This window comes from Marasmitruncus massiliensis (genome assembly GCF_900186535.1).
Classification (GTDB): domain Bacteria; phylum Bacillota; class Clostridia; order Oscillospirales; family Ruminococcaceae; genus Anaerotruncus; species Anaerotruncus massiliensis_A.
Genome location: NZ_FYDE01000005.1, coordinates 1,794,272 through 1,807,158 on the forward strand (window position 1 = coordinate 1,794,272; position 12,887 = coordinate 1,807,158).

Genomic DNA, 12,887 nt, shown 5'->3' on the forward strand with positions numbered 1-12,887 from the left:
GGTACTGTACACTATCTGAATTTCCGCGCTTAATAGCCGCCTTATTATGATTGGTAGAAAAATCCAACAATCAAATATCGCGGCTTTCGCCCTGTCTGTCAGGCTTTCCTGCGGTGGAGGCGTTAAGCTTACTCTATTTTGTATATCAACGTGCCTTTATCGGCAAGTTGAAACAATTTACCTGCAAATCATATTGACAGGAGGTTGCATATGAAGCGTTCACAAATTAATGCCGCGATCCGAAGAATGGAGGAAACAGCAAAAAAGCATGGATTTATGTTGCCGCCCTTTTGCAGCTGGACTCCGGAAAATTGGCTGGGTAAGAGCCATGCGTACGACGAAATCCGTGAAACCATGCTCGGCTGGGACGTGACCGACTACGGCGAGGGAAAATTCGATGAGCTGGGATTTACCCTGATTACTCTGCGCAACGGCAAACTGAACAGCAAGTATCAAAAGACCTATGCCGAGAAACTGCTGATGCTGGAGGAATGCCAGTATTCCCCCATGCACTTTCACTGGTACAAAATGGAGGACATCATCAATCGAGGCGGCGGCAATATCCTGATTCAGGTCTACAACGCGGCCCCGGACGAGAAGCTGGCAGATACCCTTGTCACGGTGTTTTCGGATGGACGTCGATATACCGTGCAGGCCGGGACACAAGTTCGGCTCTGTCCCGGCGAGAGCATCACCATTACACCTTACCTCTACCATGATTTTAAAGTTGAGCCCGGAACCGGGCCGGTGCTGCTGGGAGAGGTCTCCATGTGCAACGACGATGCCAACGACAACCGTTTTTACGAGAAATTAGGACGCTTTCCCGCCATCGAGGAGGATGAGCCTCCCTACCGGCTGCTCTGTAACGAATATCCGCCAACGGTGGAAGGGGAAAAGGCATGAACGATCAATCAACGTTAACGGGAAAAAAATACGACGTCGTTGCTTTGGGCGAAGCGCTCATTGATTTTACCGAAGCGGGTCGCTCACCCTCTGGGATGCGCCTGTTTGAGCAGAACCCTGGAGGTGCTCCCGCCAACCTGCTCAGTGCGCTGTCACGCCTCGGGGCAAAAACAGCCTTTATCGGCAAGGTGGGGCAGGATATGCACGGCCGGTTTCTGCGCATGACGCTGGAAAAAGTCGGTATTGATACCCGGGGACTGATCATGGCAGAGAATGTGTTTACCACCATGGCCTTTGTCTCACTGAATGGCGGCGAGCGGGAATTCTCCTTTGCGCGCAAGCCGGGTGCAGATACCTGCCTGGCTGCGGGAGAACTGAACCTTGAAGTCCTGGACAATACAGCGGTATTACACATCGGTTCTCTTTCCCTGACCGATGAGCCTGTCAGGACCGCGACCTACGCAGCGGTCCAACGAGCCAAAAAAGCCGGGGCGATCATCTCTTACGATCCCAATTACCGCGCCTCCCTGTGGAGCAGCAGGGAAGAAGCTGTTTTGAGAATGCGGGAGCCCTTGCCTTTGATGGACGTTATGAAGCTGTCAGATGAGGAAACTGAGCTGCTCAGCGGTTATCGTGACCCGGAAAAAGCGGCAAAGGAGCTAAGTGATCGGGGAATCGGCCTGATAGCGGTGACTCTTGGAAAAGCGGGGGCGCTTGTATGTCGAAAGGGCGAATGTCGCATGATACCCGGCTACGATCTTCCCGCCACCGATACCACCGGCGCGGGCGATGCCTTTTGGGGAGGCTTTCTCTGTCAGCTGCTGAAATCAGGTAAACCGCTTGAAGCGGTTAATCTGGAGGATGCCGCTTCTTTTGCGCGGTTCGGCAATGCTACCGCCACCATTTGCGTCAGTCGTCGGGGCGGTATCCCGGCTATGCCCATTTTGCAAGAGGTGATAAGATTAATGCAGCGCTAACCTATGCCGTGATTTCACCCGCGATTTCACCCGCTCATCAACTTTTCCGGGGCAATATAGTTGTGTTGCCTCCGGCGAGAAAATCATGCAGGTATGTAATGTTGGAGATCGGATATTTATGGAACTGTAGTATACGTTATAAAAGTGGCGGATGTACAATCTAAGTGCAACAGGCTGAAATAAAAAGGCCCATCGAGACAACCAATATGATAAAATGGGAGTTACGACACAACCATTAACATTAGGTGGTTACTCGATAAGCTACAACCATCTTACCATAAGCGAACGCGAGTGTAAGCAATGCCTACGTATCATCTGCAGATAATGTGGACTGGCTGGAGTTGCGGGCGGCTGACTTCGGGAAGACCCGCAAGCAGGCGCTCAAGACGCAGGGCAACCTGACGCTCGCCCGCACGGTGACGACCGCAAATGTCACGATCCCGGCAGGGTATATTTTCAAAACGGAGCCAGACAGAGACGGCAATGTGCTACGATATATCTCCACCAGCGCGCGGTGGTATTTACCGCGGGCAGCACCAGCTGCAGCGTGCTGGTGGAAGCCGAGAGCGCTGGCAGCGATTACAATGTCCCGGCAGGCAAGATCACGCAGAGCCTGATCCACATTGAGAGTGTGACCGGCATCACAAATGCGGAGGACTGGATCACTCGCGAGGGCAGCGACGTTGAAGAGATCGAGAGCCTGCGCTCCCGCACACTACAGCAATTCCAATCAAGAAAGCGAATAACCGGATTCACGAAACCAGCCCATAATATCAGAAGCTGTTCTCATAGACGTTTGAGCAAAGTATGTATATGAGAAATCATCACCATGGTTTTCTCCGATACTGTTTTAATTTTATGTGATTCCATATTTCGAGGAAAAAGCTTTGACGCTTTCACAGCTGCTTCCTAAACACTTTGTGGAGTTTTACAACTACAAGTTTACGGGAGGACGTATGGATGGAAAGGAAGGGGGTCTATCCATCGCATCGATAAGAAGTTTGGGGCTTGTGATTAAGGAAACACTCAATGCAGCTGTAATTCTGGAATATATCAGCAGAAATCCAGCAGCGAATGTGCCTTTACCTCATGCAGAAGAGAAACATCAGGTGGGAATTTTCCTCAATGCAGAAGAAGCCAATGCTGTGTTGAAAGCATTTCGAGGACACCATTTGCAGCCATTAGTGTACATAACGCTCCTATAATATTATCAAATTTAAAGGAGCGAATCAAATAATGAATTATGGATACATAAGAGTGAGCAGTGATAAACAAACTGTCGAAAATCAGAGATTTGAAATTGAAAATTTTGCTCAAAGCAATAGCATTAATATTGATGGTTGGATTGAAGAAACCATTAGCGGTACAAAAAATTACGATAAACGAAAACTAGGTGCCCTACTAAAAAAAGTCAAGAAGGATGATTTAATTATTTGCGCAGAACTATCTCGTCTAGGTAGAAATCTGTTTATGATAATGGAAATACTGAATCTCTGTATGACAAAAGAGTGCAAAGTGTGGACTATCAAAGATGGATATCGGTTAGGAGAAGACATTCAAAGCAAGGTTTTGGCCTTTGGCTTATCGGCCGAAATAGAACGTAATTTGATTAGTCAGCGAACTAAAGAGGCACTGGCAAGGAAGAAATCGGAGGGTGTTATTTTAGGTCGCCCTAAGGGCAGTAAATCTGCGAAAGTCAAACTTACAGGTCATGAGGAAGTCATTCGAACTTTATTAGAAAAAAATGTATCTAAATGTGAAATAGCAAGAATTTTTGGTGTTAACCGTATGACTGTTGCTTCATTTATAGTAAATAATGGATTACAATAATTTAGATGTGTGATTTGGAAATCAGTATGGTTGCTGATTGATTACACAACGCTATAGAAATCTGTCGAATAATCCTTGTTTACATTCTCTCGGTTATTTGCTAAAATTGAAGAAGGTTATTATGAACCTTGACAAATGAACATGGTATCTCGCAATGCAACGTGAGCATTGGGCGAGCGACGAGCCGAAGGGCGCTAACGGATTTTAATATCCGGCGATATACCTTGCGGCTGTTACTGCTGTGTGGTACAGCGGAATTGCTACAACCTCAATGTGCAATCATGATACTTCTGCCATGGCGGCAGGCCTGAAAGACGGCAACACGCATCACCCTGATTTGCGAAAGAATCGGGGGCGGCTGTTATGGGATTTGCATAACCAGCAAATCGGCATTGTGGACTGGAAACCTTTTTATTACGCCTTTATTATTTTATGAATATCAACTTTTTAAAAAGAAACAGCCGGTTCCAAGGAGATTATATGTTCATTTGCAAAATAGAATTGTGACCGAGTAGCTCTGTGTGATTTTTCGCACAGAGCTATTTTTGTGTCCATTTGAGGGTAAGAGTGCAAAAATGCCTACATAGGGTATTTTGCACTCTTACCCTCATTTCTTTTTGCGGAGAGTGTCAGACAACGGGGACGGATTCACACCCAAAGGGTGTGGCAAGCGTCCTATCTGTCGGACATCCGTCCACACCCCTAGTGGTGTGCAGATAGTTTTCCTGCTCCACAGAGGGAGAAAAACGCAGATGATTTTGCACCCTTGGAATCCAATTCAGGAAGGAGTGCTACCATGAACAGAACCCATAGAATTTCATTTCGGGTATCGGATTATGAACTGCAACGGATACAGTCCAAGGTCAAAAAATCAGGTATCCGAATGTCAGATTTTTGCCGTCATGCCGTGCTGGGAAAAGAAGTCCGCAACATCAAAGGATTGGACAAGTGCAGTTATGAGTTAAATAAAATCGGTACAAATCTTAATCAGCTCACGGTACTTTGCCACCAGCGGTCAGTACAGAATCCCAATCTGGAAGAAATGCAGGCACAGCTTTCCGCTGTGTTGGAACGCATTTACATAACTCTTGGAGGTGATAACGATGGCGATTGTCAAACCGATTAAGGTGCGTGTCGGCAACCTTGCAGGACTGCGGGCGGGGCTGGACTATATCAAGGATGACCGAAAGACCCAAAACGGCGCACTGGTCCACTGCAAGGACTTGCTAAAGGGCAAGGAATACCAGCAGATGGTTATCACCAAACGTGCCTTTCACAAAGACACAGGACGGCAATATGCTCACTTTGTGCAAAGCTTTGACCCAAGAGACAACGCATCCCCTGAACTGGCATACAAAATCGGTCAGGAGTTTATCAAACGGTATGAGCATTTTCACGGCTTTCAAGTGGTGATGGCGGTGCATACCAATGAAGCGCATATGCACGTTCACTATATCATCAATTCTGTCAGCCGTGAGAATGGCTGTAAATGGCAGTCCAGTCCAGAAGACTTGAAACGTATGCGTTCCCTCTCTGATGAACTCTGTTTAGAGCATGGCTTGTCCGTCATTGAACACGGTAAAAAGGGGCATCGTTCCTATGGAGAGTATGCCCAAACAGCAAGTTGGAAACGGCAGCTGGCACAAGACATTGCAGACAATCTTACCCTTAGTCACAACTGCGTTGACTTTATGCACCGCATGGACCGGCTTGGAATTAATGCTTATGTGGGTGAAAAAAGTGTTTTATTTACCATTCCTGCCGGTGTATACGGCTTACAATCCGAACGTAAATGTTCCAACCGGAAGTTGATGTCCTACGGCGATTTTAGCATAGAAAACTTTAAGGATACATGGAACTGTAATACCGCACTTGCAAGAATCGGGCGCAGTGATATGCAGCTGTTGCAGGAGGCTTTACTGGAACTGGGGCAGCTACATTGCCCAGATACTCCAGACCGCTATCAGGATATGTATTTTCGAGATATTGCCTTCGACGGCATGACAAAGCAGGAAATCGAGATTGCTCTCTCCCGCAAGGCACTGGATTCTATGCTAGGAAAAGCACGGCAGGCAACACGAAAAGGCACAGGCAGAGAGCCAGCAGGCGGGACTACTTTTAGCCACCATAGCCGATACCCTTGCAGAGGTGCTGCGCTGGCAGGAGGAGCAACAAAACGGCACATCTCATAGCGTTTATGCAACTTATGAGGAAGAAAACGAGTTTGAACTATAAAAATAAGAATTTGTCTGGACGCGGCGCGGGATTCATTCTATAATGGATTCACAGTCGCCGATAGTCCTAAAGTCAGGAGGACTGTATGGCAAGTAATACAACGAAGGTATGGAAAACAGCGGCGTACATCCGCCTTTCGAGGGAGGATGCCGACACAAGAAGTGGTGAAAAGGCCGAAAGTGAAAGTGTGGTGAACCAACAGCAGATAATAGGCGATTTTATCGCTTCACAACCAGATTTGGGTGACCACTTGACCTTTATTGATGACGGACTGACTGGCACGAATTTTGACCGTCCCGGCTTTCAGCGAATGATGGAGGAAATCCATAAGGGCAATATTAACTGTGTAGTGGTTAAGGATTTATCCCGATTCGGTAGAAACTACACTGAAGCAGGCGTTTACATGGAGCAGGTATTCCCGATGCTGGGTGTTCGATTTATCGCCATTAATGACCATGTGGACAGCTTTCTGCGCCCTGCGGAGATGGATAGTATTCTGATTCCTCTGAAAAATCTGCTTAACGATTCATATAGTAGGGATTTATCCATCAAGGTACGCAGTGCCATGACCGCCAAGCGGAAACGTGGGGAGTTTATCGGTGGATATGCCTGCTATGGGTACTTAAGAAATCCCAAGGACAAAACAAGGCTCATTGTAGACAATGAAACAGCTGATATAGTCCGGGATATTTTTAGGTGGTACATTGAGGGACTCGGCAAGACACCAATTGCCAAACGGCTGAATGCGCTGAGTATTCTCTCACCCGCAAAGCAGCGCTTTATCCGCAATGAGCGAGAGGGCTACCCAAAGCATGAGTATGCGAACAGGATGTCGTGGCTTTGGAGTTCACAGACAATTACCACGATACTGGAGGATCCCACTTATCTTGGGCATATCACGCAGAATAAACGGTCACAGGTCAGCTACAAGAATTATAAGAGGATGAAAATTGATAAGTCCGACTGGATTATTGTAGAGAACACCCACGAACCGATTATTGACCAGTACACCTTTGACCGCGTGCAGGGGCTGATGAAACTGCGTACCAAGTCTACGCTTAAAACTGGCAATGTGTATTTGTTTTCGGGGCTGCTCCGCTGCGCTGACTGCAAACGGGCAATGGAGCGTGTTGTGGTAACCAAGAAGAATGGCAAGGTATATGTCAATTACCGCTGCCACACCTATACAGCCTATTCCCACGATGCCTGCACAAAGCATACCATTGCAGAACATGAAATTTATACAGCAGTTCTGCAAACCGTTCAAAAGCATACGCAAATACTGATGGATTTTGAAAAGGTGCTTAAAAAGCTGGATTACCAAAGGCATCGCCAGAGCCAAGCGGACAGGCTGGATAAGAGTATTTCAAAAAAGCAACAGGAGCTTGCAGAAGTTGAAAGCATCAAGCTGGAACTGTATACCGACCTCAAAAAAAGCATCATTTCGCAGGACGAATACGTTTCCTTAAAATCAGGTTATGCAGAGAAAGCCACCTCTCTGACGGAGCAGATTGCATCGCTCCGAGAGGAAAGGCAGAACCTTGAACATCAGGAGGCACTGCAAAATGAATGGTTGGAGCGGTTTAAGCAATATCAGGATATAGAAAGCCTGAACCGCAGCCTTGTGACCGAGCTAATTGAGCGCATTGATGTGCATGAGGGCAGGCGGCTCACCATTCACTTTAAGTTTCAGGATGAATTTGAAAAGGTTCGGGAACTTGCTGAGCAAGAGGTAAATGATCTGCAAACGGCGGTTTAGCAACAAAATAAGTGGGGTGGCTATCAGTTGTGCATTTTGATAGCCACCCCATGCAGATATGGAAACAACAGGAGACATCTATACGCACATCTCACAAATGCGCCGCCATTCTATGGCGAAAAATATTCAAAATATCTTTTTACTATGACTTTTAAAGGCCCTCTAAACGGTTCGGAATACCGCTTAGAGGCCTTTCGGGGACAATCTTGCCTCCAAAAGACGTACCAGTTTCAAGGTTAAAAAAGATATGATAAACAAACGAAAAGGAGTTGGAAAATTTGCAGCTTAGTTCGCTTGATAATGCTGCATAAGGAGTGTCTTCTCCATTTTACGATTGTTGCCTGGTTGCTGCAGCAACAGGTTTAAATAGATTGATTTTGTACATCTAATGTGATACAATATATATACTAAGTAAGATTAGAGCCGTAAGTTTGAAACAACGTAAAAACGGGGAAAGCAAAAGTGTAAAAAACAATTCCATTATGCAGTGCTACGCAAAAGGGTCTATAGTTTTATCCTGTTTTGTCTCTAACGGCGTGGCGGAAAGGAATGGTCATAATAATGAAAAAATCTACAGCTATCAGTATTCGTGTTGATGGAGACTTGAAAGAAAAATCCGAAAAAATTATGGCGGAATTCGGATTGAATATGACAACGACTGTAAATATGCTGCTGCGGCAAATTGTCCGGGAGCAGGCTATCCCTCTTTCGTTGACGGCAAATCCTGATGCCAAGCTAAAGGACGACCTCATCTTTGCACAGTTAGAGCGGATGGCTGGATATAAAGGCTTATCCGGTGACGAGATGGCAAACAGACTGGACGTTCTCATTGCGGAGGCGGGGAATGACGCACAGTAAATATTCTGTCGTAATTTCAAGCAGAGCGGAAACAATGTTGGTGCAGCATGTAACATTCCTGTCGCGGGTTAGTATTTCCGCTGCTAAAAAGCTTAGTGCTGCTTTCCGGAGTTCGCTCCGCGAGCTTGAGCAAACACCTGAACGGTTTCCTCTCTTGGTATTGGACGGGATTCCGACCGGCTTGTACCGAAAATATCTGTTCTATAATCGATATAAATTGATATTCTTGATTATTGAAAGAACGGTGTACATTGACGCTGTAAGGGATTGCCGCCAAAACCCAGAGAACCTAATCTCCTAAATATGACACAATATGTTATATCATTATTTCAACCCAAATATGAGCAATGGATAATTAAAGCATATACAAAAAGTCGAGGGTATTCTCCGGTTTTTTGTATTTTAACCTGATATACCCATGCTGCCAGACACAACCCAAATATTCTCATCAGTGGCACGGACGTCCGCTTTATTTTTCGGCATACTAAGCCACAAAAATGATATCCACACCGTATTGTTCACATAGAGCGACCGCACAACGGGTAGAAATGTGATGCTTTCCCACTAACGGGCAGGTTCTAAATGGTAAATAAAAACCCGTAGACCAGCTTATAAAGCCAATCTACGGGTTTCGCTTTTGGCCCGAATAGCGGGACTTGAACCCACGGCCTCTACTTCCCAAATGTCGGTCTGAGCTTTCAGCGAGCACTGTCCGGCATTCTTTGTTGCTCTATGGCACTGGTGCTCTTACTCTTGGACACTTTCCAGCCCTGCGTGTTTCATAGTTTTCTTTCGCCTTTTGGGATTTTGTATGGGATTGATTCTGTATATTAAAAGATGTGGCTCGGTGGGTTTGGACTTATTTTTTAAGGATGCGTACCAGATAGGCAATGTCCAGCAGGTTCACCGTTTCAAATTTGCCTTTGTAAAACACGGCAAAATTATTGAATACGCAGGGCAGCGCTTTCGACTTTTGCAAGGTATCCACCTGAATGAGCGACACGGGAACCGCACTGGCTTCGCAATACTGTCCGACCTTTTCGATCACCTGTGGAATATATGGGCATTGCAGATCGTAATAAATCGTCAACTCGTCGGATGGGATCTGCTCTTTCTTGGCGTTTTCCGTAAATCTCGGCGTTGTCCCGTCAAAGGAGAGCGCCAGCAGTTCATAGCCGCCGGGCGTCGCGTCCACCGTTTCAAAGCCGAATTTTTTCGCAAAGGCCTGGTCGGAAAGCCAGGTCTTTTGCTTTTTCGCGCCCAGCATACACACACCGGACCGGCCCTTCGCTTTGGCATCGGCAAGGCAATATTCCATCAGCATTTTTCCGTATCCTTTGCCCTTGTATTCGCCGTTAGTCCACAGGCAGTAGATGTAGAGATAATTCTCGCCGATAACGGGCACCCACGCCGTTTCCAGCGGCGCGTATTCGATGAAAACGCAGCCCTTTGCGTCAAGCTTGCGGAAAACGTGCCCTTCGGAAAGCCTCTGGGTTAGCCACTGCCGCTTGGCCTCCACGCCCGGATGGGGCTTTTTGCTGCGGATGATGCAGCACAGGTGCTCGGCGGCAAGGTTTTCCGCCGTCAAGTTGATAAATTGATGTTCCATACTCCCTCGCTCCATTTTGCTCAGATTTCATACGACTTTTGCACGCCGGCAAATCCCGCGTCCGCCAGGATTCACGCAAGCTCTAACATTCTTTCGCCGGGCGTCACGCCCCAGAATAGTGCAATCAGCCGCATGGTGCGCCCTTCTCAGATAACAATTCCCTTGCAGTGGTCAATCTCATGCTGAATAATCTGGGCCGTCCAACCGGTGAAGGTTTTGAAACGAGTTTGAAAGCTTTCGTTCTGGTACTGCACCTTAATGGATTTCCATCGTTTCGTTTTTCGCGTGCCGGTCAGGGAAAGACAGCCTTCCTCCGCCTCGTAAGGCTCGGCCCTTTTGACAATCTCCGGGTTAAACATGACCATATAGCTGCCCTCATTGTCAAAGGCGATAATGCGCTTGTTGACGCCAATCATGTTGGCCGCCATGCCCACGCAGCCGTCCTTGTGGGCGGCTAAGGTTTCCAGCAAATCCTGAGCCATGGGCAGGTCAGCCGGGATGGCAGGCTCCGCCTTTTGAGCAAGGAACGCGGTATCCCGCATGATTTCCCGAATCATAAGGACCTCCTGTGCAGCTCATTTTCAATAAGCTCTCGTGATAGCTCTATTGCTCGAATCGTGCCGCCATAGCGGTTATATTGCCCGCTGCCCGGCTCGTACTTTGACCGTGCTTTTTTGCATTTGCGGATGATGGAGGCCAGAGGCTCCAATGCTGGGGTGAGGGTTGGGTCGCAATCCTTTACCATATCGCCACCACCAAGCAAAGCTGACCCCATTTTCAGGGCCTGAATGCGGTTTTTGAGCAATGTGTGTTGCGAGGTTCCAGGGGCAAATTTAGACTGTATCCGCTCACAGCGCTCAATGACCGAGGTAACCACCTTTAGAGCGTCTATCCGTTCCTGCTCTGTCATGCATGCACCTCCTCCCAGCTTCGCAAAATCGCCACCTGCTTCAGTGTATGAAACCAATGCTCGCCGTCCTCCATGACGGTCAGTCCGCAGCCGAAGCGGTGGACAAATTCCTCCACCGTGGTCCGGTCGGTCAGGTTGTCCGTGCCCGCGTAGAGAATAGCGGTGTCTGTGCTCCAATCAGTGACGGAATGCTCTTTGGCATATTGAAGGTAGCGCCAGGACAGGGTTTCGCCAAAATCAGTGGAGATTTCGCCCTCCCGCTCCAGCCGTACTTCATCCATGGATGCCCAGAGCATCATATTCCGAATAAGCTTCTCCATGTCCAGTACCGGGGAGACAAACAGAGCCTTTTCCAGCGGCTCTCCAGCGAAAGCCTGCATGGAAAACCACGCACCGATGCTGGTAGCCCGCAGAGCGATATGAACCCAACGTTGCTGAGCATACGCCAGCACAGAACGCAGCTCCGGCACGGCATGCCAAGGGTCAAAGCCAAGTTCACCACCCTGGCGCTCTCCATGCTCGGGCAGGTCGATGGCAAGCACCTGCCAGCCCTTGGGGCACACGATTTCCGCAAAGGCTTCTCCCTCTTCCTTGCAGCCGCATTTTCCGTGGACAAAAAGATACAGCCTGTCGCTCGGCTCTCCATACAGCACAGCCGGGATGTTATCAATTTTAAATCTTTCTTCTCTCATCTGTAAATGTCCTTTTTTATTTGCAATCCTCAAAGATGTGTGAGGAGATATATCAGCAAAACAATTGTTAATAGTGTGATTTCTTGCTGTTTCCAGTTTACCTCAAGACGCCGGCGTTGGCAAGTAATCCTCTAATTGACGCTCTTTTTGAGGGCATAAAAAATATGTAGCTATTCTCTCAATCTTATGGTATTGTGCGTCACTAATGAGGGGAGGTGATAACCATGCGCAGGATGCTGGAGGAATTCTATTACCATAAGTGTAAACAGCAGCTTGCCGATGCTAGATGTATCAATGGATGATTCCTTGTGACTCACTAGATGGACATCCCTGGATTGGAATAGCTCCATTATTTGGTACCGGTCATCTTTCCTATAGATATTACAATTTTGTATGTACTTTATATCCTATATAGCGCACAGTAATAATTTCAAATTCCTGTAATCTTTTCAATCGCTTACGAAGCCGATTGATATACACGTCAACCGTGTGCAAATTGAGGACATCATCCTGTCCCCAAATAAACTCCAGAATTTCCTGTCTTGTAAAAATACGACCTGGATAGGACAATAGCATAAATAAAAGGCGGAATTCTTTCGGAGGAAGCGTAGTTATAAGTTCAGGCGATTGGATTTCCAATTTGCTGAAATCCAGTATTGTGCGCCCGATAGAAAGCTGTTTTGGGGGATACACGTAACGCCGCCTTAAAAGCGCGTGAATTCGTAAGACCAATTCTTCTAAATCTACTGGGTTTGTAATATAGTCGTCAACGTCTAATTGGAACATTTTCTTTTTATATGCGAAGGACGCCTCGTCTGCAACCACAATGACCGGAACAGTTTTACTATATTCCCGTATAGAACAAAGTAATGTTATACCGACCGTTTGGTACACAATATTCAGGACAATTAAATCGGCATTTCTGCTTCTAAGAGCGGAGAGCGCTTCCTCGCAACCCGATGCTGTTAAAATTTTAAATCCTTGTTTGCGCAGATATAATTCTTCTGCCTTGCGTACTTTATATTCTCCATCTACAATCAGGATAACGAGCATGCGTTTTTCACCTCCGGAAAAATCAGTGGAGAGTCTCTAGAAAATTGTCACCATGATTTTT

The 12,887-nt window shown here is 47.1% G+C and carries 14 protein-coding genes; 9 read left to right on the forward strand and 5 right to left on the reverse strand.

All coding sequences use genetic code 11. The annotated features are described in order from the left end of the window. The first annotated feature begins 210 nt into the window (after positions 1 to 210). From C1A10_RS16725 to C1A10_RS16765, 9 genes are all read left to right on the forward strand, one after another. Complete coding sequence (locus tag C1A10_RS16725; RefSeq protein WP_101911333.1) at positions 211 to 903, forward strand: D-lyxose/D-mannose family sugar isomerase; 693 nt, start codon at positions 211 to 213, stop codon at positions 901 to 903. Then, the gene (locus tag C1A10_RS16730) at positions 900 to 1,880 is read left to right on the forward strand and encodes a carbohydrate kinase family protein (protein ID WP_101911334.1); all 981 of its coding nucleotides are present in this window, start codon (positions 900 to 902) and stop codon (positions 1,878 to 1,880) included. Before C1A10_RS16725 ends, C1A10_RS16730 begins: the two co-directional genes overlap by 4 nt. 514 nt (positions 1,881 to 2,394) lie before the next feature. Then, a complete protein-coding gene (locus C1A10_RS19000) occupies positions 2,395 to 2,697 on the forward strand; it encodes a baseplate J/gp47 family protein (protein WP_479724268.1) in 303 nt (100 codons plus the stop codon). Between the two features lie 139 nt (positions 2,698 to 2,836). Then, on the forward strand, positions 2,837 to 3,085 hold the full coding sequence (locus tag C1A10_RS16740; RefSeq protein ID WP_101911336.1) for a hypothetical protein: 249 nt from the start codon (positions 2,837 to 2,839) through the stop codon (positions 3,083 to 3,085). 31 nt (positions 3,086 to 3,116) lie between these two features. Beyond that, a complete protein-coding gene (locus C1A10_RS16745) occupies positions 3,117 to 3,710 on the forward strand; it encodes a master DNA invertase Mpi family serine-type recombinase (RefSeq protein WP_101911337.1) in 594 nt (197 codons plus the stop codon). A 796-nt stretch (positions 3,711 to 4,506) separates the two neighbouring features. Further along, positions 4,507 to 4,836 (forward strand): plasmid mobilization protein, encoded by a 330-nt coding sequence (locus tag C1A10_RS16750; protein WP_101911338.1) that lies wholly within the window; start codon positions 4,507 to 4,509, stop codon positions 4,834 to 4,836. Next, the gene (locus C1A10_RS16755; protein WP_101911339.1) at positions 4,814 to 5,902 is read left to right on the forward strand and encodes a relaxase/mobilization nuclease domain-containing protein; all 1,089 of its coding nucleotides are present in this window, start codon (positions 4,814 to 4,816) and stop codon (positions 5,900 to 5,902) included. The genes C1A10_RS16750 and C1A10_RS16755 overlap by 23 nt, the downstream gene beginning before the upstream one ends. A 128-nt stretch (positions 5,903 to 6,030) precedes the next feature. After that, a complete protein-coding gene (locus C1A10_RS16760; RefSeq protein WP_101911340.1) occupies positions 6,031 to 7,704 on the forward strand; it encodes a recombinase family protein in 1,674 nt (557 codons plus the stop codon). Positions 7,705 to 8,265: 561 nt separating this feature from the next. Next, the gene (locus tag C1A10_RS16765; RefSeq protein ID WP_180951197.1) at positions 8,266 to 8,562 is read left to right on the forward strand and encodes a type II toxin-antitoxin system RelB/DinJ family antitoxin; all 297 of its coding nucleotides are present in this window, start codon (positions 8,266 to 8,268) and stop codon (positions 8,560 to 8,562) included. A gap of 859 nt (positions 8,563 to 9,421) precedes the next feature. On the opposite strand, the gene C1A10_RS16775 is transcribed toward C1A10_RS16765, so the two are convergent. The 5 genes from C1A10_RS16775 to C1A10_RS16795 all read right to left on the reverse strand — a co-directional run bounded on the left by C1A10_RS16775 (position 9,422) and on the right by C1A10_RS16795 (position 12,826). Continuing rightward, positions 9,422 to 10,171: a GNAT family N-acetyltransferase gene (locus tag C1A10_RS16775; protein WP_101911343.1), complete on the reverse strand. Its 750-nt coding sequence runs from the start codon at positions 10,169 to 10,171 to the stop codon at positions 9,422 to 9,424. A gap of 146 nt (positions 10,172 to 10,317) precedes the next feature. After that, entirely contained in the window at positions 10,318 to 10,728 is a 411-nt protein-coding gene (locus tag C1A10_RS16780) for a peptide deformylase (protein WP_101911344.1), read from the reverse strand. After that, the gene (locus C1A10_RS16785) at positions 10,725 to 11,081 is read right to left on the reverse strand and encodes a hypothetical protein (protein WP_101911345.1); all 357 of its coding nucleotides are present in this window, start codon (positions 11,079 to 11,081) and stop codon (positions 10,725 to 10,727) included. Before C1A10_RS16785 ends, C1A10_RS16780 begins: the two co-directional genes overlap by 4 nt. Continuing rightward, positions 11,078 to 11,773: an alpha/beta hydrolase gene (locus C1A10_RS16790; RefSeq protein WP_101911346.1), complete on the reverse strand. Its 696-nt coding sequence runs from the start codon at positions 11,771 to 11,773 to the stop codon at positions 11,078 to 11,080. Before C1A10_RS16790 ends, C1A10_RS16785 begins: the two co-directional genes overlap by 4 nt. Positions 11,774 to 12,154: 381 nt before the next feature. Continuing rightward, complete coding sequence (locus tag C1A10_RS16795; protein WP_101911347.1) at positions 12,155 to 12,826, reverse strand: response regulator transcription factor; 672 nt, start codon at positions 12,824 to 12,826, stop codon at positions 12,155 to 12,157. Positions 12,827 to 12,887 lie beyond the last annotated feature (61 nt).